21 protein-coding genes and 1 tRNA gene are annotated in these 23,993 nt (G+C 64.6%); 9 read left to right on the top strand and 13 right to left on the bottom strand.

The genetic code is table 11. The annotated features are described in order from the left end of the window. Positions 1-84 precede the first annotated feature (84 nt). The 4 genes from ACOIX3_RS16890 (at position 85) to ACOIX3_RS16875 (ending at position 3,710) form a co-directional block, all read left to right on the top strand. Positions 85-987 (top strand): DMT family transporter, encoded by a 903-nt coding sequence (locus ACOIX3_RS16890; RefSeq protein ID WP_420970957.1) that lies wholly within the window; start codon positions 85-87, stop codon positions 985-987. A gap of 86 nt (positions 988-1,073) precedes the next feature. Then, positions 1,074-1,754 carry a site-2 protease family protein gene (locus tag ACOIX3_RS16885; protein ID WP_420970956.1) on the top strand — a complete coding sequence of 227 codons (681 nt, stop codon included), beginning with the start codon at positions 1,074-1,076 and terminating at the stop codon, positions 1,752-1,754. 101 nt (positions 1,755-1,855) lie between these two features. Then, a complete protein-coding gene (locus ACOIX3_RS16880; protein ID WP_420971747.1) occupies positions 1,856-2,263 on the top strand; it encodes a hypothetical protein in 408 nt (135 codons plus the stop codon). 253 nt (positions 2,264-2,516) lie between these two features. After that, positions 2,517-3,710 carry an ABC transporter substrate-binding protein gene (locus tag ACOIX3_RS16875; RefSeq protein WP_420971746.1) on the top strand — a complete coding sequence of 398 codons (1,194 nt, stop codon included), beginning with the start codon at positions 2,517-2,519 and terminating at the stop codon, positions 3,708-3,710. Positions 3,711-3,823: 113 nt separating this feature from the next. On the opposite strand, the gene ACOIX3_RS16870 is transcribed toward ACOIX3_RS16875, so the two are convergent. From ACOIX3_RS16870 to ACOIX3_RS16840, 7 genes are all read right to left on the bottom strand, one after another. Beyond that, positions 3,824-4,618 (bottom strand): energy transducer TonB family protein, encoded by a 795-nt coding sequence (locus ACOIX3_RS16870; protein WP_420970955.1) that lies wholly within the window; start codon positions 4,616-4,618, stop codon positions 3,824-3,826. Positions 4,619-4,630: 12 nt separating this feature from the next. Next, complete coding sequence (exbD, locus tag ACOIX3_RS16865) at positions 4,631-5,095, bottom strand: TonB system transport protein ExbD (protein ID WP_420970954.1); 465 nt, start codon at positions 5,093-5,095, stop codon at positions 4,631-4,633. A gap of 3 nt (positions 5,096-5,098) precedes the next feature. Then, positions 5,099-6,133, bottom strand: a complete 1,035-nt coding sequence (exbB, locus tag ACOIX3_RS16860) for a tonB-system energizer ExbB (RefSeq protein WP_420970953.1) — start codon at positions 6,131-6,133, stop codon at positions 5,099-5,101. 3 nt (positions 6,134-6,136) lie between these two features. Next, a complete protein-coding gene (locus ACOIX3_RS16855; protein WP_420970952.1) occupies positions 6,137-6,826 on the bottom strand; it encodes a Fe2+-dependent dioxygenase in 690 nt (229 codons plus the stop codon). 20 nt (positions 6,827-6,846) lie between these two features. Next, the gene (locus ACOIX3_RS16850; RefSeq protein WP_420970950.1) at positions 6,847-9,405 is read right to left on the bottom strand and encodes a TonB-dependent receptor; all 2,559 of its coding nucleotides are present in this window, start codon (positions 9,403-9,405) and stop codon (positions 6,847-6,849) included. A gap of 227 nt (positions 9,406-9,632) precedes the next feature. Beyond that, complete coding sequence (locus ACOIX3_RS16845; protein ID WP_420970949.1) at positions 9,633-9,872, bottom strand: hypothetical protein; 240 nt, start codon at positions 9,870-9,872, stop codon at positions 9,633-9,635. 127 nt (positions 9,873-9,999) lie between these two features. Further along, entirely contained in the window at positions 10,000-10,461 is a 462-nt protein-coding gene (locus ACOIX3_RS16840; RefSeq protein WP_212315079.1) for a MarR family winged helix-turn-helix transcriptional regulator, read from the bottom strand. Between the two features lie 182 nt (positions 10,462-10,643). Between ACOIX3_RS16840 and ACOIX3_RS16835 the strand changes: the two genes are divergently transcribed. From ACOIX3_RS16835 to ACOIX3_RS16825, 3 genes are read left to right on the top strand one after another with little or no spacing between them, the layout of a single operon-like run. Further along, positions 10,644-11,813 carry an efflux RND transporter periplasmic adaptor subunit gene (locus ACOIX3_RS16835; protein WP_420970948.1) on the top strand — a complete coding sequence of 390 codons (1,170 nt, stop codon included), beginning with the start codon at positions 10,644-10,646 and terminating at the stop codon, positions 11,811-11,813. Beyond that, complete coding sequence (locus ACOIX3_RS16830; RefSeq protein ID WP_420970947.1) at positions 11,810-14,956, top strand: efflux RND transporter permease subunit; 3,147 nt, start codon at positions 11,810-11,812, stop codon at positions 14,954-14,956. The genes ACOIX3_RS16835 and ACOIX3_RS16830 overlap by 4 nt, the downstream gene beginning before the upstream one ends. Positions 14,957-15,014: 58 nt before the next feature. After that, positions 15,015-15,575: an invasion associated locus B family protein gene (locus ACOIX3_RS16825; protein WP_420970946.1), complete on the top strand. Its 561-nt coding sequence runs from the start codon at positions 15,015-15,017 to the stop codon at positions 15,573-15,575. Positions 15,576-15,597: 22 nt separating this feature from the next. Here ACOIX3_RS16825 and ACOIX3_RS16820 read toward each other — a convergent pair whose 3' ends face one another. From ACOIX3_RS16820 to ACOIX3_RS16805, 4 genes are all read right to left on the bottom strand, one after another. Continuing rightward, the gene (locus ACOIX3_RS16820; RefSeq protein WP_420970945.1) at positions 15,598-16,005 is read right to left on the bottom strand and encodes a GNAT family N-acetyltransferase; all 408 of its coding nucleotides are present in this window, start codon (positions 16,003-16,005) and stop codon (positions 15,598-15,600) included. Between the two features lie 182 nt (positions 16,006-16,187). Beyond that, positions 16,188-16,261, bottom strand: a tRNA-Gln gene (locus tag ACOIX3_RS16815). A gap of 191 nt (positions 16,262-16,452) precedes the next feature. Further along, entirely contained in the window at positions 16,453-16,743 is a 291-nt protein-coding gene (locus ACOIX3_RS16810) for a hypothetical protein (protein WP_420970944.1), read from the bottom strand. 96 nt (positions 16,744-16,839) lie between these two features. Next, a complete protein-coding gene (locus ACOIX3_RS16805; protein ID WP_420970942.1) occupies positions 16,840-19,317 on the bottom strand; it encodes a penicillin-binding protein 1A in 2,478 nt (825 codons plus the stop codon). Between the two features lie 473 nt (positions 19,318-19,790). Here ACOIX3_RS16805 and ACOIX3_RS16800 point away from each other — a divergent pair, with 473 nt between their 5' ends. Continuing rightward, the gene (locus ACOIX3_RS16800; RefSeq protein ID WP_420970941.1) at positions 19,791-20,219 is read left to right on the top strand and encodes a hypothetical protein; all 429 of its coding nucleotides are present in this window, start codon (positions 19,791-19,793) and stop codon (positions 20,217-20,219) included. Between the two features lie 65 nt (positions 20,220-20,284). On the opposite strand, the gene ggt is transcribed toward ACOIX3_RS16800, so the two are convergent. Further along, on the bottom strand, positions 20,285-21,991 hold the full coding sequence (ggt, locus tag ACOIX3_RS16795; protein ID WP_420970940.1) for a gamma-glutamyltransferase: 1,707 nt from the start codon (positions 21,989-21,991) through the stop codon (positions 20,285-20,287). 145 nt (positions 21,992-22,136) lie between these two features. Here ggt and ACOIX3_RS16790 point away from each other — a divergent pair, with 145 nt between their 5' ends. Beyond that, positions 22,137-22,262: a hypothetical protein gene (locus ACOIX3_RS16790; protein ID WP_420970939.1), complete on the top strand. Its 126-nt coding sequence runs from the start codon at positions 22,137-22,139 to the stop codon at positions 22,260-22,262. Between the two features lie 235 nt (positions 22,263-22,497). On the opposite strand, the gene ACOIX3_RS16785 is transcribed toward ACOIX3_RS16790, so the two are convergent. Then, entirely contained in the window at positions 22,498-23,985 is a 1,488-nt protein-coding gene (locus ACOIX3_RS16785) for an amino acid permease (protein WP_420971745.1), read from the bottom strand. Positions 23,986-23,993: the final 8 nt, after the last annotated feature.

The following is a 23,993-nucleotide window of genomic DNA, read 5'->3' as shown; positions in this document are numbered from 1 at the left end:
GATTTAGCTGATCAAATTTATTCCATTCACTGATTATCGACCCTTCCCTAGATTGCGCAAGTAAAACAGAGGGGTCGGAGCGGGATGGGCGAGATCGGGGGGGTGTTGGCCGCGGTCGCGTCGAGCGCGCTCGGCGGAACCTCGATCGGGGCAACGCGGTTTCTGGTCGGCGCCATCGATCCGCTGGCAATCGGCGCGTTCCGCTTCGGCATCGGCGTCCTGCTGCTGCTGCCGCTGGCGCTGCTGCAACGTGGAAGCTGGCCGCCGCGGCGCGACTGGCCTGGTGTCGCCGGCCTCGGCCTGCTGTTCTTTGCGGCGTTTCCGATCCTGTTCAACGTCTCGCTGATCTTCACGACGGCCGCCCGCGGTGCGCTCGCGCTCTCGACGCTGCCGCTGTTGACGATGCTGGTCGGCGCCGCGCTCGGTGCCGAGCCGCTCACGGCGCGAAAGACCACAGGCGTGCTGGTGACGATCCTGGGTGTCTCGATGGCGCTGCTCTCCGGCCTCGCCACAGCCCCGCCCGGCGCCTGGCGCGGCGATCTGTTGATGGTCGCAGCCGCGCTCTGCATGGCGCTCTACAGCATCTGGTCGAAGCCCTATATCCGCCGTTCCGGTCCAATCCCCTTCACCACCCTCGCCATGGCGGCCGGGGCGATGGTGCTCATTGCCGCCTCGATGCTGCGCGGCAGTTTCGCGCCGGTTGCCGAGTTCGGTGCGCCGCAATGGTTCGGCGCGACCTATCTCGGCGCGTTCGGCGCAGCGCTCACCTTCTATCTCTGGGCTTTCGCGCTGGAGCGGACGACGCCGACCCGGGTGGCGATCTCAGTCACCGTCAATCCGATCGCCGCATCGCTGGTCGCCGCGGCGCTGCTCGGCGAGCCGCTGAGCTGGAATCTGATGGCCGGCATCGTCACGGTGTTCGCCGGCATCTGGATCGCGACGACCCAGCCGCAACTGGCACGCGTGGTCGCGCCGGACACAAACTGACCCGCGGCCAGTCGCCCGCAAAGCCGTCAGCGAATCCGTGCTAGCCTCAGGGTCCGGTGCAAGCGCGAACGCGAGGCGGCACGCCATTGAACATTTCCCTCTACGACGTCTCCGTCTGGGTGCTGCCGCTGGTGATCGCCATCACGTTCCACGAGGCGGCACACGGCTTCGTCGCGCACCGGCTCGGCGACGACACCGCCTGGAAGCTCGGCCGCGTCAGCTTCAACCCGCTGAAGCATATCGATCCGTTCGGCACGCTGATCCTGCCCGCCGTACTGTATTTCGGGCATTCACCGTTCCTGTTCGGCTACGCCAAGCCGGTGCCGGTGAACTTCCGCAAGCTCAATCATCCCAAGCTCGACATGGTGTGGGTGGCGCTGGCCGGCCCGGTCACCAACATCATCCTGGCGACCGCGGCGGCGCTGGCATTCCACGCGGTGCCATTGGTTCCGGCCGATGCGGCACAATGGACCTCGGATAATCTGGTAAACGCGTTCAGGATCAACATCGTGCTTGCGATCTTCAACATGATGCCGATCCCGCCGCTGGATGGCGGCCGGGTCGCAGTCGGGCTGTTGCCGCGGCCGCTGGCGATCCCGCTCGCCCGGCTGGAGCCCTACGGCATGCTGATCCTGATCGGGCTATTGATCCTGCTGCCGGTGATCGGCAGGCAGGTCGGCCTAAATCTTGATGTTATTTCAACGATACTACGAACTCTGACCGGCTATGTTGGGAACGCCCTTCTCCTCATCACCGGAAACACATAGCCTTGATTTGCGCATGAACCGATCGGAATATTGGAACCAATCTTCCTATTCATGCTCAGGGACGGGAACGCTTCGAGGCCATGGTGATCAAAGCCGCCGATATGCTGATTGCACGACGCGCCGACACCCGCGCGCGAGCCGACTTTGCAACCTGGAAGATGATGGCGAAACTGAACGGCGCCTCGGCGCTGCAGCCAGAGGCGCAGAATTTCCTGGCCATCTACAAGAGGCTGCTGGACCAGATGAGCGACGCCGACGCCAGCGAGGCGACGATCCAGGAGATGTATCGCACCTACTACGCCGAGATGGGCGGCGCCGGCAAAGCACCCGAGGTTCCGGCACGCTCGCGCGAACCGGCCGCCGACACCGGGAATGTCACCGCGTTCCGCCGCCTGCCCGCCAAGAAGGCGGCCGCGTCTGCTCCGAACGCCAAGCGTCCGATGCCGGTGGCGCTGATCTTCGCCTGCCTCGTCGTGGTCTACGTCGCGATCCGCTACTACTGGAAATAGCGCGGACCGCGCTTCAACCCATCCCCACTCTCATCATCGACGCGCGCACGCTGCGTCGTCGCGTCGCGCGTCACTGGCCGCTCAATCGCCGCAGCGTGGAATATCGCGCGCAATCGATCGCGCCTGTGCCCTAGGCGATACGCCCGATGGCGGGCATAATGAGGAACTCAAAAACAAAAATCATACTGGAGGGAAGATGAAGCGTTCCATTGCAGCCTCGATCAAGACAGCCCAAGTCATGACAGCCTTGGTCATGACCACGAGCCTCGTGTTCGCCGGCAGCGCGTCGGCGCAGACGATGGACAAGGTCGCCAAGGTCGGCGCCCTCGGCGATCAGTCCGGGCTCTATCAGGACATCGGCGGTCCCGGCTCGACGGTGGCGGCGCAGATGGCGATCGAGGATTCCGGGCTGCTGGCCAAGGGCTGGAAGATCGACCTGATCTCGGCCGATCACCAGAACAAGCCCGACGTCGCGGTCAACATCGGCAAGCAATGGATCGATGTCGAGAAGGTCGACGTGTTCGTCGATCTCGCGGCCTCCAATGTCGGGCTCGCGATCGCCAACCTCGCCAAGGAGAAGAACGTCGTCAACCTGAACTCCGGCTCCGCCTCGTCCGACCTCACGGGCGCGCAGTGCTCACCGAACACGGTGCACTGGGTCTACGACACCTACATGCTCGCCAACGGCACCGGCAAGGCGCTGGTGAAATCCGGCGGCGACAGCTGGTTCTTCCTCACCGCGGACTATGCGTTCGGCCAGGCACTCGAGCGAGACACTTCAGCGGTCGTCACTGCGAATGGCGGCAAAGTGCTCGGCAGCGTCAAGCATCCGCTCAACAACGCAGACTTCTCGTCCTTCCTGCTGCAGGCGCAAAGCTCGAAGGCCAAGATCGTCGGTCTTGCCAATGCCGGCGGCGACACCACCAACGCGATCAAGCAGGCCGCCGAATTCGGCATCGTCTCGGGCGGCCAGAGGCTTGCGGGCATGCTGCTGTTCATTACCGACATCAACGCGCTCGGCCTCAACGTCGCACAGGGCCTGAACTTCACCGAGACGTTCTACTGGGACATGAACGATCAGACCCGCGCCTTCACCAAGCGTTTCATGGAGCGCTTCAAGAAGAACCCGCCGACCATGGTGCAGGCCGGCGTCTATTCCTCGCTGATCCATTACTTCAAGGCATTGGAAGCGCTCGGCGGCAATCCGCATGATGGCCGCGCCGTCGTCGCCAAGATGAAGGAGCTGCCGACCGACGATCCGCTGTTCGGCAAGGGGTCGATCCGGATCGACGGCCGCAAGATCCACCCCGCCTATCTGTTCGAGGTGAAGAAGCCGTCGGAGTCGAAGTATCCGTGGGACTATTACAAGCTGGTAGCGACCATCCCCGCGGATGAAGCCTTCCTGCCGCTCGAGAAGAGCGCCTGCCCGCTGGTGAAGAAGAGCTGAGCCGCTTCATTCCGGGCCGCGCGACACGAGCGCCCGGAGTTCATCGATCCGCCGAGCACGCGGCACAATGGATTCCGGGCTCGCGACTTTGTCGCGCCCCGGAATGACGGCGGCTACGACTTCGGCTTGTTGAATGTGACGGGAAGAGTGAAGGAGAACTGGTCCTCGGTCAGTCCGGCCGGCGGCGCGGGCACCGGATCGGAACGGTGGACCATCGAGATCGCGGCGTCGTCGAACGCGGCGTCTCCCGACGTTTCCATCACGGCAACGGACAACACCTTGCCGAGACGATTGAGCACCAGGGCAAGCTTCACCTTGCCCTCCTTGGCCTTGCCGTTCTCCGGGAATTTCTTATGCAGGTCGAGATAGGCGCTGATCTTCTTGCCCCATTTGGCCGTCAGCGCGAGCTTGTCCTTGCCGATCCCGGGGTTGGGCGCCTTCGTTGTCTCCGACTGACGCGCGTCCTCCAGCTTGGTTGGCGCGGCCGCCTCTGAGGCTTGCTGCGCTTCCTGGGCGTTGGTCTCGACCTTGGCGACCTTTGCCTCGTCCTCCTTCTGCTTCTTGGCAGTGTCCTCCGTCACGATGCGATCGGGGTCGTCGGCCTCCAGCGGCTTGGCCTGAGGCAGGTCGGTGTCCTTCACCTCTGCCTTCTGCTGCGCCATCTCCTGCACGGCCTGCTGCTCGTCAGCCGGCGCGCCGGGCGGTGCTGCATCATCGGGCACGTCAGGAGAGGCAAGCTCGACGGCGTATTCCGCGCCGGCAGCGCCAAGCCCCTCGTCACCGTCGTCGCCGCGCAAATTCGCCAGCGCCAGCGCCGCGCCGCCCAGATGCAGCCCGACCGCCGTCACCGCGGCGATCACCCAGAGCCGCTTCGACGTCCGCAGGTCAAGATCGGGGTTGGTGGACATCGCTGTTCGCCGTCAGGGTTTGGCCGGCTCGGCCTGCGCCGCCGCGGGCGCTCCGGGCACGCCCTCGAGCGTGACCAGCTTGACATGCGTGTAGCCGCCGGAGCGCAGCAGCTCCATCACGCCCATCAGCTCGCCATAGGGCACCATGCGATCGGCCCGCAGGAACACGTATTTGTCCCTGCTCATGTCCGGCACCGCATCGAGCGAATTGACCAGGTCGGCCCGCTTCACCGCGTTCTCGCCGATCGCCAGCGTCAGGTCGGGCTTGATGCTGAGATAGGTCGGCTTGTCCGGCTTCTTCTGCGGCGTTGCGCTGGAGGTCGGCAGATCGATCGGCAGGTCGACGGTCGAGAGCGGCGCCGCCACCATGAAGATGATCAGCAGCACCAGCATCACGTCGATGAACGGCGTGACGTTGATCTCGTGGGATTCCGCGAAATCGTCGTCGCCATCGTTCTCGGAGAGCGAGACTGCCATCGCCTACTCCGCCGCCGCGGCGCGCGGGTGCGCGGTGCGCGGAACCTCGCCATGGGTGCGATCGAGATCGCGCGACAGGAGCCTTCCCGCCGCGCCCGAGGCGCGGTTGACGAGCTCGAGATAGACCTTCGTGACGCGCGAGAAATGGTTGTAGATGATGACGGCGGGGATCGCCGCGACGAGGCCGATCGCGGTTGCGAGCAGCGCTTCCGCGATGCCCGGCGCCACCACCGCAAGGTTCGTCGTCTGCGACTTCGAAATGCCGATGAAGCTGTTCATGATGCCCCAGACGGTGCCGAACAGGCCGACGAAGGGCGACGTCGCGCCGATGGTCGCAAGCAGGCCCATGCCGACGCGGATCTTGCGGGCTTCGGCGCGCACGATCTCGGCAAAGCTCGATGCGGCGCGCTCCTTGATGCCGGCATCGCTGGAGATGCCCGCCGACAGGCGTCCCTCGCGCATCGCAGCCGCAATGAACGACGACAGCACGCTGCCCTTGGCGCCAAGTGCGAACTGCGCTTCCGCCAGCGACCGCGATTCAGCGATCTTGGCGAGCGCGCCGCGCAGCTTGCTCTGCGCCACGGTCAGCTCGACCATCTTGGCGATGAACACCGTCCAGGTCACCAGCGAGGCGAAAGCGAGACCGAGCATCACCGCCTTCACGATGATGTCGGCGTTCAGGAACATGTTCCACGGCGACAATTCGTGCAGGCCGGTGCTGGTCGACTTCAGCACCTTGCCGTCGCCGTTCGCAGACGCGGCCGGCGACACATCGAGTGCGGTCGGTGCGGGAGCTGCTGCGGCAGGTGCCGGCGCGGCCTGGGCCTGCGGCGCCGGCTGGGCCACCGGCGCGGTCTGGGCGGTCGCAGCAGGAGCGGCAGCCGGCGGTTGGGCCACGGGTGCGGACTGGGCTCGGGTCACGGGCGCGGGCTGCGCTGCAGGCGCCGTCTGCTGCTGCGCCGAAGACGGCGCAGCCAGCATCAGCATCGCCAGCGAGGCGATCATGGCGGATGCAGCGGGGAACTTGAATGTCATCATCAGTTACACTTCAGCCCAGTGGCGGATCAGGTTGTGATAAATCCCGGTCAATTTGACCGTTTCAGGGTCATCGCGGCCCAGCCGCTCCACCAGAGCCTGGATCGCAGTATCGAGATCAAAGATCAGGCTGCGCGCGTGAGCATCCCGTACCATGCTCTGCAGCCAGAAAAAAGACGCTACCCGCACTCCCCGCGTGACCGGCGTGACCAGATGCAAGCTGGACGCAGGATAAACGACGAGATCGCCTGCCGGCAGCTTGATTTCATGGGATCCGTAGAGGTCCTCGATGACGAGCTCGCCGCCATCATAGTCTTCCGGCTCCGATAAAAACAGCGTGACCGACAGGTCGGTGCGGATCCGCATGCCCGTCAGCCTGTCGCCCCGCACTGCATTGTCGACATGCAGGCCGAAATGGTGCCCGTCGCTGGCGGCATAGCGGTTGAACAAGGGTGGAAAGATTCTCAGCGGGATCGCCGCCGAGATGAAGCGCGGGCTTGCCGACAGCGCCGACAGGATCCGGTTGCCGAGCTGCCGCGCGACTTCGCTGTCGGGCGGCAGCTGCTCGTTGCGCTTGACCAACGCGGACGCAGCCCCCGCGGTCGAGCGGCCGTCCTCCCAAGCGCTGGCATCCATGATGCGGCGGACGCCCGCCACATCAGCCTTGCTCAATACGTCGGGAATACAGACCAGCATGTTGTGCCGCGAAGCCTCTGTCAGTAACGCGCAGACACAACCAGATACGCAGCGCGTCCCGGCGCTTCCAGCACGAACGGTGCTGCGCTCTGGTACAGCGCGTCGTAGTAGCGCTTGTCGAAGATGTTGTTGACGAACAGCTTCATGGTCCAGTGCTTGTCGATCTTGGCCTCGGCAAAGGCGTCGAAGCGCCAGTAGCTCGGGATCGACGTGCCCTGGTTGGCCGCCAGCAGCGTGCCGCCATAGACCTTCGAGCGATACACCGCCTGCCCGCCCAGCTCCCACATGTCGGTGAGCTGGTACTTCGTCAACATGCTGAACGACTGATGCGCGACGTTGGCGAGCGGCAGGCCGACGTTAGACGTCCCATACAAAACCGTGTTGGCCGGCGGTGCCAGCGACTTCGTGACTTCCGACTGCATCAGCACGAGGCCGCCGAACACACTCCATTTGTCGGTGATCTTGCCGCCGACGCCGAGATCGATGCCGCGGATGCGATAGGCGGCGCCGGCCGTGATACAGGAGATGTTGCCGGTCGTTCCGGTTGGATAGGAGCATCCGAGCGCTGAAGCCGCGGCTGCGTTGTTGACGTTCTGCGCTTCGCGCGCGTTTTCCTTCTCGGTCTGGAACAGCGCCGCCGTCACCAGCAAGTGGCGATCAAACAGCTCCCACTTGGTGCCGACCTCGATGGCCTTGTTCTTTTCCGGCCCGAAGATCTGGGTGTTGCCGCCGGCAAGGTTGGGGTTGATGCCGCCATAGGCGGTGCTGGTGCCGTCGAACTCGGCGCCGACAGGGTTGGACGAGGTCGCGTACGCCGCGTAGACGCTGCCGTTCGGCAGCGGCTTCAGCGTGAGACCAACGTTGAAGTTCGGCATCCCGAATTCGGCGGACTGCTGACCGAGCGTGCCATTCGTCGCGAACGCGGACGTGTTGATCTTGTAGTCGTCGTAACGGACGCCGCCATTGAGAATGACGAAGTCGTTGTAGTTGGCGGAATCCATCACGTATCCGCTCACGGTGTCGATACCGATCTTGGTCGGTCGTCCCATGAGCGACGGGATTCCGAACGGCTGATTGGTGTTGACCGGGTTGAAGACACTGACGCCGGAGAGCGAGCCGCTCCCCGTGAACGACGATGTGCCGGTCGTGATCTCGGAGGCCAGGCCGGTGTAGCTGTCGATCGAAGACCGCTCGTTGTCGTATTCGACGCCGGCCGTCGTGGTGTGCTTGAACCCAAGACCGTCCACCGACTTGTAGGTCGCCTCGGTCTGGTTGGCGAACACGTCGGTGACCTGGTAGCGGCTTTGCGGGTTGGTCGTGAGCGTATAGCTCGTGAACGGCGCGCCGGGGGCGAGCGTCGGCGATTCCGGCAGCGTGCCGATGTAGTTCTGGGTCGAGCGCGATTCCCGGATCTTGTTGCTGATCGTCAGGTCCGGCGTGATCTGCACCTCGGCATTGATCGTGCCGATGTCCTGCCCGGTCCTGAAGAAGTCGCGATTGACGAAGCCGTAGAAATTATTGCGGTTGACGCCGAAGTCCGGGAACGGGCCGCCGGCCGTGCTCGCGGTGCTCGGCCGGTAGTACGGCACGCCGAAGTCCGGGATGCCGGTGAGCTCGGTGTGGATGTAGTTGCCGCTGATCTTCACCGCATCGACCGGCTTCCACGTTCCGGCCACGAATGCGCCGTCGCGATTGTCGGTGACATAGCTGCGGCCGGCGACGCCGGCATCCTGGAACAGGCCGCCGGCGCGGATCGCCAGCGTCGGGCTGATCACCTGGTTGACATCGAGCGTCACCCGCTTGGTGCGATCGGTGCCGAACGAGGTGTCCATGTTGTAGAAGCTGTTCTCCGTCGTCGCCTGCTTGGTGACGATGTTGATCGCGCCGCCGGTGGTGCCGCGGCCTGCAAAGGACGAGCCCGGGCCGCGCAGGATCTCGACCTGCTCGGTGAAGAAGTTCTCGCGGACGCTGACGCCGGCGTCGCGTACGCCGTCGATGAAGATATCGTTGCGCGCGTCGAAGCCGCGGATGAAGAAGCGGTCGCCGAATGCGTTGCCGCCCTCGCCCGTGCCGAGCGTGACACCGGCGGTCGACAGGATCGCCGATTTTAGCGAGGTGGCGTTCTTGTCTTCGAGCACATCCTTGGTCAGCACCGTGACCGACTTCGGCGTGTTCAGGATCGGCTCGGGATACTTTCCGGATGCCTGCAAACGGTCGCCCTTGTACGGCGCGGCCGGATCCGCGTAGCGGTCGCGGTCAGCGGGAAGACCGCCGGCGTTGGGAAACGGCACCGGCGCCTGCTGGGCCTGCTGATTGCTGCGGCGCGCAGCGCGGCGCAGCGCGTTGCGGGCGCGGACCTGGTCCGATGTGGGCTTTGACGTGACGGGCCGCGGACGCGCGACCGGGGCATCGACATTCACCGGCGGCAGGTTGGATTGCTGCGCTTCAGCCCCCGAAAACGACGCCACCGCAATCAGGCTCGCGACAGCGGAGACCTTCGTGGCGGAATAACCGGTATCATCAGCCGAACCGATCGCCGCATCGAAGCGCAGCGATCTCGGCGCCTTCACATTGCTCATGTCTTGCACGCCCCCAGAAAAGCAAGTCCGTTCGCGAAATCACCGTGCGACGAACTGTCTCTTTCGGTTATCGAGCGCGACTTTTTTTATCAATGCGATCAGCGCCACACTTGGCTTGAATCGCCCCAAATCAAAGCGATTCTAATCTGTGGTTTGAAATCGTTCTAAACTCTAGTTTTTAAGTGTTCTAATAGTCGTTCTAAATTGGTGCCAACGCACCTACCCAATCACTCGGCGCTTCGTGGCTTCATCAGCGAGAACAGCTCATCGATGGTCCGTTGCGCGACCTGCCGCACGCGGTCGCTGTTCTCGAGGCCGGCGATATTGACGCCGTCGACGACCGCTTTGATCTCGTCGCGGAAGTCCGTGAGAAAACGCAGCGGGTCACGCTGCTCGTTGGCCACGCGCGCGATCAACCCGGTGACCAGGATCTGGCACGCCATCATGCGCCCATTCAACTCATCCATCGCTGCCCTCATCCTGTCGCATCGTCGCTGCGCGATATGAACGACATCCCGCGGCGTTTCAACCGTGTCGCGTAAGCTGCATCAGGTGAACGGATGAAGAGCAGGTCTGGACGCGACGAGACGCGCGCTATTTCGCGGCGATGTGCGCGGCATCCTCGCCGAGCGCCTTGATGCGATCCTTGACCTCGCGCAGCGTGGCCAGTCCGCTCTCGACATGTTTGTCCGATACGTCACGGAGCACGTCGCCGGCGATCGCATCGCGCAGACTGTCGAGATCGTCGACGAGACGGCGCCCGCTCTTGGTCAGGAACAGCCGATTGGCGCGGCGATCCCGGGGATCGGGACGGCGTTCGAGCAGACCGTGTTCGACGAGCCGGTCAAGCAGCCGCACCAACGAGATCGGCTGCAACTCGAGCACGTCGGCAAGGTCGACCTGGGACAGTCCTTCCTGCTCGCGCAGGCGGAACAGCACGATCCACTGTGCCCGCGTGGTGCCTCGCGCCTTGGCGCGATGATCGATATAGTTGCGCAGCAGCCGGGAACTCTCGACGAGTTGCGCAATGAACTGGCGTTTGAGATCGAGCGACATAGGGGTCCTCGGTGGGTTTCCCAGACGGAATATTTCTGCTCGTTTCTGGCCTAAACCTTTCCAAATGTTTAGGATTCTCAAGCCTTGGTGTGTTTACACATTAAGTGCACGCATATTATATCCGCAAGCTCTGTGAACCGTTTCGATCACCCTTTATTGTTACGTTGAACCCAAGAGTCCGCATGTCAAAGTCACGCACCATCGGTTGGGTTTTAGTGATCGCTGCGGTCGGCGGGGCCGGTTATTTCGGCTGGCAGAAGCACACGGACAATCAGCTGGCGGCAGAAGCCGCGCAAAAGCGTTCCGCCCAGCGCCCGGCTGTGCCGGTCAAGATCGCGCCGGTCGAGAAGGCCGACTTCCCGGTCTACCTGACCGGCCTCGGCACGGTGCAGGCATTCAACACCGTCCAGGTCCGCACCCGGGTCGACGGCCAAATCACCAGGATCGCGTTCAAGGAAGGCCAGTTCGTCAAGGCGGGCGACACGCTGGTCGAGATCGATCCGCGGCCCTATCAGGCGACGCTCGACCAGGCCAAGGCCAAGAAGGCGCAGGACGAGGCCAATATCGCCAACGCCAATCTCGACCTGCAGCGCTACACCAAGCTCGGCGAGTTCGCGACGCGCCAGCAGCTCGACACCCAGCGCTCCACCGTGGCCCAGCTCACGGCCCAGATCGCGGCCGACGACGCTGCCATCTTCAATGCCCAGACCCAGGTCGACTACGCCACCGTGAAGTCGCCGATCGACGGGATCGTCGGCCTGCGACTGGTCGATGTCGGCAACATCGTCAACGCCTCGGCGGCGACCGGCATCGTGACGATCACCCAGATCGAGCCGATCACGGTGATCTTCACCGCGCCGGAAGACCAGCTGCCAGATATCAAGGCGGCACTGGCGGTGGCGCCGCCCAAGACGATTGCCCTGACCACCGACGGCAAGCGGGTGCTGTCCACCGGAACCCTGGCGCTGATCAACAATCAGGTCGACACCACGAGCGGGACTGTCCGGCTGAAGGCGGTGTTTGATAACAAGGACCATGCACTGTGGCCGGGCCAGTCGGTCTCGACCCGGCTTCTGGTCAGAACCTTGAAGGATGCCACCGTCGTCCCGGATGACGCGGTGCAGCATGGCACCGAAGGCCTGTACGCGTATTCAGTCAATCAGGAGAACAAGGCCGAGCTTCGCAAGCTCAAGGTCAGCCAGTCGATCGACGGCAAGTCGGTGATCGAGGATGGCTTGTCGCCGGGACAGCAGGTGATCACCGCGGGCCAGTACAAGGTCTCGCCGGGGACCCTGGTGACGACGGCGGTGGCGAGCACGGACCAGTCCCAGTCGAAGGTTACGCAGGAATGAGCGACGGAATTTCCGCACCATTCATTCGCTTCCCCATCGGCACCTCGCTGCTGATGGCCGGCATCCTGTTCGTCGGCCTTGTCGCCTATCCGCTGCTGCCGGTCGCGCCGCTGCCGCAGGTCGACTTCCCGACCATCCAGATCACCGCGACGCTGCCGGGCGGCAGCCCGGAGACCATGGCGAGTTCGGTCGCCCAGCCGCTGGAGCGCCAGTTCGCGCAGATCCCCGGCATCGCGCAGATGACCTCGACGAGCTATCTGGGAACGGCGTCGGTCACGATCCAGTTCGACCTCAACCGCTCAATCGACGGCGCCGCCAACGACGTGCAGGCCGCCATCAACGCCGCCAGCGGCCAGTTGCCGAAAAACCTTCCCTCGCCGCCGACCTATCGCAAGGTCAACCCGGCGGACGCGCCGATCATGCTGCTGTCGGCGACATCGGACACGCTGCCGCTGACCACGGTCAGCGATTCCGTCGACGCCCAGCTTGCCCAGCAGATCAGCCAGATTTCCGGCGTCGCGCAGGTCATCATCGGCGGCCAGCAGAAGCCGTCGGTTCGCGTCCAGATCGACCCGGCCAAGCTGGTCGCGAAGGGCCTGTCGCTGGAGGACGTCCGCGCCGCGATCAACATCGCAACTGTCGACAGCCCCAAGGGCAATATCGACGGCGCCACCCGCGCCTACACCATCTACGCCAACGACCAGTTGCTCACGGCGGACCCGTGGAACGACGTCATCATCGCCTACCGCAATGGCGGGCCGCTGCGCATCCGTGACATCGGCAAGGCCGTGACCGGACCTGAGGATGCCAAGCAGGCCGCCTGGGCCAACGGCAAGCGCGGTGTGTTCCTCGTCGTCTTCAAGCAGCCCGGCGCCAACGTCATCGACACTGTCGACAAGATCAAGGCGGCGCTGCCCCGGCTGGTGGCGGCAATTCCGCCGGCGGTCAAGATCGAGGTCATCAGCGACCGCACGACCACGATTCGCGCCGCGGTGGAGGACGTCCAGTTCACCCTGCTCCTGACCATCTTCCTGGTCGTGATGGTGATCTTTGCCTTCCTGCGCAGCTTCTGGGCCACCGTCATCCCGGCGGTGACCGTGCCCCTGGCGCTGCTGGGCGCCTGCGCGCTGATGTGGATATTCGGCTACACGCTCGACAATCTGTCGCTGATGGCGCTGACGATCGCGGTCGGCTTCGTGGTCGACGACGCCATCGTGATGCTGGAGAACATCAGCCGCTACATCGAGGAAGGCGAGCGGCCGATGGCCGCCGCCTTCAAGGGTTCCAAGGAAATCGGCTTCACCATCGTCTCGATCAGCATCTCGCTGGTCGCGGTGCTGATCCCGCTGCTGCTGATGGGCGGCATCATCGGCCGCCTGTTCCGCGAATTCGCGGTGGTGCTGGCGATGACCATCTTCGTCTCGATGTTCGTGTCGCTGACGCTGACGCCGATGATGGCCTCGCGCTTCCTGCGCGCCCACAATGAGGAACGGCACGGTCGTCTCTACAAGCTCAGCGAGCGCGGGTTCGACGCCATGCTGCGCGGCTATCAGAGCGGGCTCGACCTCGCGCTGCGCTGGAAGTTCACGACTCTGATGATCTTCTTCGCGACGCTGGCGCTGTCGATCTACATGTTCGTCATCATCCCGAAGGGCTTCTTCCCGCAGCAGGACGTCGGCCTGATCACCGCGACCTCGGAGGCCAGCCAGGACATCTCGTTCGCTGAGATGAAGGGGAAGCAGGAGCAGCTCAGCAAGATCGTCATGCAGGATCCCGGCGTGGCGACGGTGGCGATGGCGATCGGCGGCAGCGGCCGAGCCGGCAACAACGGCAACATGTTCATCACGCTCAAGCCGCTGAACGAGCGCGATGCCAACGCGCAGCAGATCATCGCCCGCCTGCGGCCGAAGCTGGAGAAGGTGCTCGGTGCCCGGCTGTTCATGCAGGCCGCGCAGGACGTTCGCCTCGGCGGCCGCCCGACCCGCACCCAGTTCGAGTTCACGCTGCAGGATGCCAACCTCGCCGAGCTGAACGAATGGGCGCCGAAGATCCTCGGCAAGATGCAGACGCTGCCACAGCTGCGCGACGTCGCCACCGACCAGCAGACCAACGGCACCACGGTCGAGCTCAAGATCAACCGCGACACCGCCTCGCGCTATGGCATTCAGCCGCAGCTGATCGACGACACGCTCTATGACGCGTTCGGCCAGCGCCAGGTGACGCAGTACTTCACCCAGCTCAACAGCTACCACGTCATCCTCGAGGTGCTGCCGGAGCTGCAGGGCTCGATCGACACGCTCAACAACATCTACATCAAGTCGCCGCTGACCGGCGAACAGGTGCCGCTCTCGACCTTTGCGAAATGGACCACCGTTCCGGTGCGGCCGCTGTCGATCAGCCACCAGGGCCAGTTCCCGGCGATCACCATCTCGTTCAACCTGGCACAGGGTGTCGCGCTCGGCCAGGCGACGGATGCGGTGCAGAAGGCAATGATCGACCTTGGCGCGCCGCCGACCCTGAGCTCAAGCTTCCAGGGCACCGCGCAGGCGTTCCAGCAATCGCTGTCGACCGTGCCGCTGTTGATCCTGGCGGCGCTCGTGGTCGTCTACCTGATCCTCGGCATTCTCTACGAGAGCTACATCCATCCGATCACCATTCTGTCGACGCTGCCCTCGGCCGGCGTCGGCGCGCTGGCGATCCTGATGGCCGCCGGCTTCGACTTCTCGCTGATCGCGCTGATCGGCATCATCCTGCTGATCGGCATCGTGAAGAAGAACGGCATCATGATGGTCGACTTCGCGATCGCCGCGGAGCGCGATCAGCACATGGAGCCGGTGGCGGCGATCCGCCAGGCCGCCCTGCTCCGCTTCCGCCCGATCATGATGACGACGATGGCCGCGATGCTCGGCGGCGTGCCGCTGATGCTCGGCACCGGCACCGGCTCCGAAATCCGCCAGCCGCTCGGCTACGCGATGGTCGGCGGCCTGATCGTCAGCCAGGCGCTGACATTGTTCACGACGCCGGTGGTTTATCTCTATCTCGACCGGCTCTCCAACGCGTTTGCGAATTGGGGCCGCTCGCCGCGCGCCGACCACGATGCCGACGATGGCGAGGATCGGTCGGTCAAGCAGGCCGCCGAGTGACTTGACTTTTGCCCGCATACCGGCACACCCGAAAGATGTTCATTTCGGAGCCGGTACCGTGAAGATTGTCGCAAAGTCGCTCTTCGTCCTGTTCACCGCGTTCGGCCTGGCCGGCCTCGGCCACGCCCAGGCCCCCAAGGGCAAGAACGCGCCCGCGCCCGTTCCGACAGCTGCTCCCGCCGCTCCGCAAGCCGATGCCGCATCCCCCAACAATTCGGGCTGGGTCGCGCGCTGCACCAGCGCGAGCCGCGACGCGCCGCTCGAATGCGCGATGGAGCAGACCGCGGTACTCACCAAGACCGGCCAGCTCATCGTGCTGGTCAATATCCGCGTTCCCGGCGACACCCGCGCGCCAGTTGCGCTGATCCAGCTTCCGCTCGGGTTGAACCTGCCCGTCGGCGCCAAGCTGCAGGTCGACGACGGCAAGGCCGTCGATGTGCCGATCCAGACCTGCGAGGCGCGCGGCTGCTACATCAATGCGCCGATCGCGGCCGACGTCCTGACCCAGCTGAAGACAGGCAAGCAGCTCAAGGTGTCGTTCCAGAATCTCGGCAAGGAAACCATCAGCATCCCGATGCCGCTCGCAGACTTCGCGACGGTGTACGACAAGATCAAGTAGGTCGGCGCAGGCAGCCCTAGCGCTATCGCTCGCGCTTGTAGAGAAACGCGTTGTCCGACTGCGGCATGCCGATGGACTTGTAGAACCCGATCGAGTCGGGCGCCGACAGCAACAGGCACATCGATTCAGGTCCGGCGTGGCGCCGGGTTTCCGCGATCAGGCGCTTGCCGATGCCATGCCCCTGAAAGTCTCGATCGACCGCAAGGTCCGACAAATAGCAGCAATAGGCGAAATCGGTCAGCGCGCGCGAGACGCCGACGAGCCGGTGCGCCTTCCGCGCCGTCACGATCAGGTTCGCATTGGCGATCATGCGCGCCATGCGGTCGGCATCCGCCAGCGGCCGCCGCTCGCCGAGGCCCGACTGGCGCAGCACCTCGATGAACTCGTCGACGCCGATCGACGGCTCGCGGGCATAAAGAATTTCGTCCATCACCTTAAACCTCTGTCGCAACAGGCTGCACCACAGTCGCGAGACCATGGTGGATTACGCCGCGCTGATCCACCCTCGATGCCGTGACGTTACGCATCGCGTCACGACCGGTCCCGCATCAGGCGCAGCCGGGCCCGGCAAGTCATCGGGATTTGGAGGATGATCGCGCCACCGAGGCAGATTGGCTGGGGAACCTGGATTCGAACCAAGACAAACAGAGTCAGAGTCTGTTGTGCTACCGTTACACCATTCCCCAAGAATTGTCCGTGGTATCAACAACTTAGTTGGATGACTGGACATCTCGGTGCAGCGGGTTCGCCTGCCAAATCAGCGCCCGCGCGAGTGCGACCTTCTACCTGCTTGGTCCCACGCTTGGCAAGCATTGATGGCGGGGAATGGGCGTGAAAATCGCGGCCAGGACGAGCGATCAGCGTTCGGCCAGTGGCGTTACATTTCAGCGAGCAGTTCAAGCAGCACTTCGGGGCAGGCCGCAAGCAGGGCTCCAAGGCCAAATCCTGCAGTGCCGAGCGCGATGGCACCAATCCAGCCGTGCCACGCCCATCCAAGGACCGCGCCAATCAGGGTTGCGGCCCCAACCACGAGAACGGTCCAGATCAGCCTTACTACGACAAGCAGCGCCTTGATCATCGCGATCCACGGCTCAACACGCGCGGACGCGAAGGAAACGTCTCCGGTCGAGGTCTCTATTTGGGTCGGCGCCGCGAGCGGCACGTTCAACCACGGCGGCGTGATGCGCCCTGAACAAAGCGCCGCACCGCCACGTTGCCGCGGCGGTGCACGAGACTGAATGGATTCAGTTCCCTGCGACGGGGTTCAATACAGCCCGCTTGGACTAGACTGCATGACCGCACGGCCCGCGTCCGGCGGGATTGCCTGCTGGGTCCCGTCGATCACGTCGGTGCCGGCGACCAGCGTCGGATCATAATATGGCGGAGCCTGGCCCGGCTTGAAGGCTTCGAGCACGGCGCCCCGGTTCTGACCAGGCGTGGCGCGCAGGCCGGTCTTGGCATCGACCAGCACCAGCCGGATGCCGACCGGCTGCTTGAACGGGGTGGCGGGCTTGTCGGCCAGCGCGAGCTTCAGGAAGTCGCGCGCGATCGGCGCCGCGGTGTGGCCGGCCTGCGCGTTGCGGCCGAGCGAGCGCGGCTTGTCGTAGCCGACATAGAGACCGACCACGAGGTCCGGCGAGAAGCCGACGAACCAGAGGTCCTTGGCCTCGTTCGAGGTGCCGGTCTTGCCGGCGAGCGGCTTGCCGACGTCCTTCAGCGCGGTGCCGGTACCGGCCTGAATCACGCCCTCCATCAGCGAGGTGATCTGGTAGGCGGTCATCGCATCGAGCACCCGCTCACGGCGGTCGACGAGCTGCGGCTCGGGCTGGTTCTTCCAGCCTTCCGGCGCGTCGCAGCCGCGGCAGTCGCGCTGGTCGTGCCGGAAGATGGTGTGGCCGTAGCGGTCCTGGATGCGGTCGATCAGGGTCGGCTTCACGCGGACGCCGCCATTGGCGATCATCGAATAGGCCGTGGCCATCCGCATCACCGTGGTCTCGCCGGCGCCGAGCGCATAGGCGAGATAGTTCGGCAGCTCGTCATAGACGCCGAAGCGCTTGGCATACTCGCCGATCACAGGCATGCCGATTTCCTGCGCCAGCCGCACCGTCACGGTGTTGAGCGACAGGCGCAGCGCGTTGCGCAGCGTGACCTGGCCCTGATATTTGCCGGTGGAGAAGTTTTCCGGCCGCCAGATATTGCCCTGCCCCTGGTCGATCTCGATCGGGCCGTCGATCATCACGGTCGATCCGGTGTAGCCATTGTCGAGCGCCGTCGAATAGACGATCGGCTTGAAGGTCGAGCCGGGCTGCCGATAGGCCTGCGTCGCGCGGTTGAACTGGCTCTGGTCGAATGAGAAGCCGCCGACCATCGCGAGCACACGTCCGGTGTGCGGATCCATCGCCACCATCGCGCCCGACAGTTCGGGGATCTGGCGCAGCCGGTACTGGCCTTCGACGGCCTTGCCGTCCTTGAACAGCGGGTCGGCGTAGATCACGTCGCCGGGCTGCAGCACCTGCGAGACCGCGGTCGGCGTCTTGCCCTTGGTCCTGGCCCAGCGCACGCCGTCCATCGTGATGATGCCGGTCTCGCGCTGCTTGCTGACGGCGCCGCCAAGCTCGCGGCCCGGCTGGAAGCCGATCCGCGCCGACTGGTCGTTGCTCTCCAGCACCACCGCCATCCGCCACGGCGAGATGTCCGAGAGCGACTTGATCTCGGCGAGCGGGACGCCCCAGTCGCTGGTGAGGTCGAGCTTCTGGATCGCGCCGCGATAGCCCTGCTGCTCGTCATAGTTCACGAGCCCCGCCACCATGGCCTTACGCGCCATCACCTGGACCTTGGGGTCGAGCGTGGTGCGCACCGACAGGCCGCCTTCATAGAGCTTCTTCTCGCCGTAGCGCTCGAAGATGTCACGGCGGACCTCTTCGGAGAAATATTCACCGGCGAAGGTGTGCGCGCCGTTGCTGCGGTTGGTGACGGTCAGCGGATCCTTGCGCGCCTTGTCGGCGTCGGCAGCGGTGATCCAGCCGTTCTCTTGGAGGCGGTCGATCACGTAGTTGCGCCGCTCGATGGCGCGCGCACGGTTGCGCACCGGATGCAGGCTGGCCGGCATTTTCGGCAACGCCGCCAGATAGGCCGCTTCCGAGACCGTCAGTTCGTTGACCGACTTGTCGAAATAGACCAGCGACGCCGCCGCGATGCCGTAGGCGCCCAGGCCGAGGTAGATTTCGTTGAGATAGAGCTCGAGGATCTTGTCCTTGGAATAGGCCCGCTCGATGCGCATCGCCAGCAGGGCTTCCTTGATCTTGCGGGTGAACGACACCTCGTTGGTCAACAGGAAGTTCTTGGCGACCTGCTGGGTGATCGTGGAAGCACCCTGCGGACGGCGGTTGGAGCCGAAGTTCTGGATGTAGGAGACGCCGGCGCGCGCCATGCCGGTATAGTCGATGCCGCCGTGCTCGTAGAAATTCTTGTCCTCGGCCGCGAGGAACGCGTTGATCACGAGCTTCGGCACGGCCTGGATCGGCAGATAGAGTCGGCGCTCCTTGGCGAATTCGCCCAGCAGCGATCCGTCGGCCGCGTGCACGCGGGTCATCACCGGCGGCTCGTAGTTCTGGAGCTGCGAATAGTCGGGCAGGTCCTTGGAAAAATGCCAGAACAGCCCTGCGACCGCGGCGAGACCAGCCAGGAACAGGATGGTTCCTGCGGTGAACAGGAACCCGAAGAACCGCAACAGAAATTTCATCGACCAGATTTTCCGTGGCGAATACGTCGCTCGTTCTGAGTGCGCTGCGTGCCACTTAGGCCGCCCGGTATATCGGTCGCACCATGGACCTGCAATTCAACACAGGAGAATTAAAGCGCGCCAGGCGTCAAACTTATGCCATAGAGCCCGGCTCGCGCGCGCAGCCAAATCAGCCTCTCCCCGCCCTTCGGACGCCCCGCAGGACCGCATCGACCTCAAGCCCTCCGTCCCTCGATTCGCCGGCGCGCTCGGCCGACGGCGCACCGGTCCCCAAGCGCTGCGCTTGCGCGGTGAGCCGGTAGCGAAAGAAAAGCGCAGGCCGGACCGGGCGCTTGCACTACCCGGCTGCCGTTCGAGGTGCTGTGTCGTCAGAAACCGGTGGACAGTGCCGGCGGGCGGACAGGATTAATGGTTTGTTAACCATAACTACCGCAAGTTGTTGTCATACACGCGACTCGCGAGGGCTGGTTTGCATGGCACTGCGCGGATTTAGACGGCCTTTTGCGGCCGACCCGAATGTCCTCGGATTTCCGAGACCTCCCTCATCGGCGATGGGCACCGAAGCCTTGGACCTGGTCTATCAGGCGGCGGATCTGTTCCGCAGCATCGAGGACCGGGCCCGCGCCGGCGAAGCGCGCGCCGAGGCTGCCGAACAGGCGCAGCTCGAAATCATCGCCGCCACCGAGCGCAAGCTGAGGGATGCGTCCCGGGCGCTCGAGGAGGCCCGGCGGCGTATCGAGTCCCAGCAGGAGCAGCTCGACGCCGCCGAGTTCCGGGCCCAGGCCGCCGAAGCCGAGGCGCGTGAAGCCAGGCAATCGTTGGCCCTGGTCGAGGATGCGATCCGCCGGCGCCTGCTGCTCACGAGCGGGCACGACGACGGCAGGTCGACGGCCGTCGCCTGACCCACCACCGGTTTTGCAAACGGTGCTCCCTGCTCGGCCGTCTCCACGCGAGCGCGCGACGGCAATCAGTAGCCGGCGGCAAGCCCCGAATTGCGGCGTGGATCGTTCGCCCCATAGAAGCGGTTGCTGCCGACCGGCTTGCCGTCCAGCGACGGCGCCCCGACGATGATGACCGCGAGGTGATTGGCAGGCTGTGGCGGCCCGAACTTGTGGCCCATGCCTTCCAAGATCTTCCGCGTGTCCGGCGATAGCGTGAAGTCCTCGAGGTTGGTCGCCTCCGGAAGCCATTGCTGGTGGAAGCGCGGCATGTCCACGGCTTCCTGCGCGTTCATGCCGTAGTCGATGGCGTTGATCATCGTCAGCAGCACGGCGGTGATGATGCGGCTGCCGCCCGGAGTCCCCACCACCATGACCGGCTTGCCGTCCCTGGTGACGATGGTCGGGCTCATCGAGGATAGCGGACGCTTGCCCGGGACGATGGAATTGGCCTCCCCCTGCACCAGGCCGTAGAGGTTCGGCACGCCGACCTTGGCGGTGAAGTCGTCCATCTCGTCGTTCAGCAGCACGCCGGTCTTGGCCGCGGTCACCTTGGCGCCGAACCAGTCGTTGAGCGTGTAGGTCACCGACACCGCGTTGCCGTCCTTGTCGGCAATCGAATAGTGCGTGGTGTTGCTGCCCTCGTGCGGCGGAACGCCTGGCTTGATGTCCTTGGAGACGCCTGCCTTGGCCGGGTCGATCACGGCGCGGATCTTCGCGGCGTAGTTCTTGTCGAGCAAACGCTCGAGCGGATTCTTCACGAAGTCAGGGTCGCCGAGATAGCTGTTGCGATCGACATAAGCGTGGCGCATCGCCTCGATCTGGTAGTGCACCGCCTGCGCGGAATGGTAGCCGAGCTCCTTCAGCGGGTAGCCCTCGAGGATGTTCAGGATCTCGCAGATCACCACGCCACCCGAGCTCGGCGGCGGCGCCGAGACCACGTGGTAGCCGCGATAGTCGCATTCGACCGGCGCGAGCTCGCGAACCTTGTAATCGTCGAGATCCTCCTGCGTGAGCAGGCCCTTGCCGGCCTGGCTCGAGGCGACGATCGCCGCCCCCACCCAGCCCTTGTAGAATCCGTCGGTGCCGCGCTTGCTGATCTCGCGCAGCGTTTCAGCGAGCTCGTGCTGCGTCAGCCGCTCGCCGACCTGGAACGGCTTGCCGTTGTTGAGGAAGATCGCGCCCGAGGCCGGATCGTCCTGAAAGTCCTTGGTCGAGGTCTGCAGCATGCTGACGTCGCCCTGGTCGAGCACGAAGCCGTCCTCGGCGAGCTGCAGCGCCGGCGCGATGACGTCCGCGCGTTTCATCGTGCCGTATTTCTCGCGCGCATATTCCATGCCGGCCACCGAGCCCGGCACGCCGACCGCGAGATGCCCCTTGGTCGACAGGCCGGGAACGACGTTGCCGTCCTTGTCGAGATACATGTTGGCGGTGACGCCCTTCGGCGCCGTCTCGCGGAAGTCGAGGAAGGTCTTGCGGCCGTCGGCAAGCTGGATGGTCATGAACCCGCCGCCACCGAGATTGCCGGCGGCGGGATAGGCCACCGCGAGCGCGTAACCGACCGCAACCGCGGCGTCGACCGCGTTGCCGCCCCGCTTCAACACCTCGATGCCGACCTGCGTCGCGAGATGCTGCGCGGATACCACCATGCCGTTCTCGGCGGCGACCGGCGCAACCGACGCGGCGTGGCCAGGAGCTGACGTCGTGAGGCCGATCGCGACAATGGCCGCGACCATCCATCGCGCGCCCGTTTGTGGATTTCGCATTGGAGTTCCCCCGATTGCGCCGTTTGGGTGCGGCGTATGTTCCTTCTATCGGAGCGAGCAAGTGTAGCAGGCCGCGCGCCCGCGCACTATAGGCTCGTCGCGCGCCGCAACGGGCTTGACTTCCCATCGGCCCTACGCGCGCGCCGCCGATACATTGATCTCACCGCCCCTAATCATGACCGAGAACAAGATCGAGGCGATCTTCGCAGCGATCCGCCGCGCGCTACACGCGATCGAGTGAACCCGGCCGCGGACGTTTGACTTTCAATGCCGCAACATATTCGGTGTCGCCCCTGCGAAAGCAGGGACCCATAACCACGAATGTTGATCGGTTTGCTACGCTGGAATAACGAATCCCATCCACAACACCCGCCGCGGCGTATGGGTCCCTGCTATCGCAGGGACGACAGTCTCACGAGAGATTCTTGGCGGAGACGGGCTTGCAGTATCCCGCACAAGGCGAATCCTCGCCGCGCTTACACCCCGCCCCTCGCCCGCAGCCGGCTGTGGCGTCGGCCGTAGGCCGCATAGATCACGAGCCCGATCACGAGCCACACCGCGAGCCTGATCCAGGTGTCGAGCGGCAGGCCGAACATCAGGAACAGCGACGTTCCCGCGGCAGCTGGCGCCACCAGCCAGATCGCAGGCGCCTTGAACGGACGCGGCAAGTCCGGATCGCGCAGACGCAGCACCAGCGTTCCGATCGAGACCACGGTGAATGCGAACAACGTGCCGATCGAGACGAGCTCTCCGACCAGCCCGATCGGCAGCAGCCCGCCGAGAATTGCAGCGACGCTGCCGGCAAAGATGGTCGAGACATAGGGCGTCTGGAAGCGCGGATGGATTCTTGCGGCGATGCCCGGCAGCAGCCCGTCATGCGCCATGGCGCGGAAGATCCGCGGCTGGGCCAGCAGCATGATGAGGATCACCGACGTCAGCCCGAACAGGATGCCGAGCTTGATGAAGGGACCGAGCCAGCCGATCCCGACCGCATCGATGCCGACGGCAATCGGATCGGGCACGCTGAGCTTGTCGTACGGTACGATGCCGGTCAGCACGAAGCCGACCGCGACATAGAGCGCGGCGCAGATGACGAGCGAGCCGAGAATGCCGATCGGCATGTCGCGCTCTGGCGTCTTCGCCTCCTGCGCGGCGGTCGAGATCGCGTCGAAGCCGATATAGGCGAAGAACACCACCGCCGCGCCGCGGACCACGCCGGACCAGCCGAATGCACCGGGACCGGCGTTCGGCGGGATCAGCGCGCCTGACGGATTGCCCGCCGTCACCCAGTTCGCCAGCGATACCGAAGAGGCTGCGGCGGCGAGAAACAATGCGATGACGACGAGCTTGACCACGACGACGAAGCTGGTGAAGCGCGCGGACTCGCGGATGCCGACCACGAGCAGCGCGGTGACGAAAGCGATGATCGCCATCGCCGGGATGTTGATGACCGCGCCGGTCGACGACCACGCACCGCTGTTGGCGTCGTAGGCGAGCGGCGCCGAGGTGAATTGCTGCGGCAGGTTGATGCCGAAATCGCGCATGAAGCTGACGAAATAGCCGGACCATCCGACCGAGACCGCGATCGCGCCGACCGCATATTCGAGGATCAGGTCCCAGCCGATGATCCAGGCGATCAGCTCGCCGAGCGTGGCATAAGCGTACGTGTAGGCGCTGCCGCAGATCGGCACCGTCGACGCCATCTCGGCGTAGCACAGGCCGGCGAAGGCGCAGGCGACGGCGCCAAGCAGGAAGGAAAGCGTGACGGCGGGTCCGGCATTGGCGGCCGCCGCATGCCCCGTCAGCACGAAGATGCCGGCACCGATGATGCCGCCGATGCCGAGCGTCACCAGCTGCAACGCCGAGAGCGAGCGCTTGAAGACCGGCGTCTCCGCATCGCCATCGGCACGCGCCGCTTCCCGCAGCAACTCCGCGGTCGACTTTCGGTCCCAGAAACCGGCCAGGGTGTCTG

The organism is Bradyrhizobium sp. B120 (genome assembly GCF_049075665.1).
Classification (GTDB): Bacteria; Pseudomonadota; Alphaproteobacteria; order Rhizobiales; family Xanthobacteraceae; genus Bradyrhizobium.
Note: the sequence above shows the minus strand (reverse complement) of the source record. Positions and strands in the feature narration are given on the sequence as shown.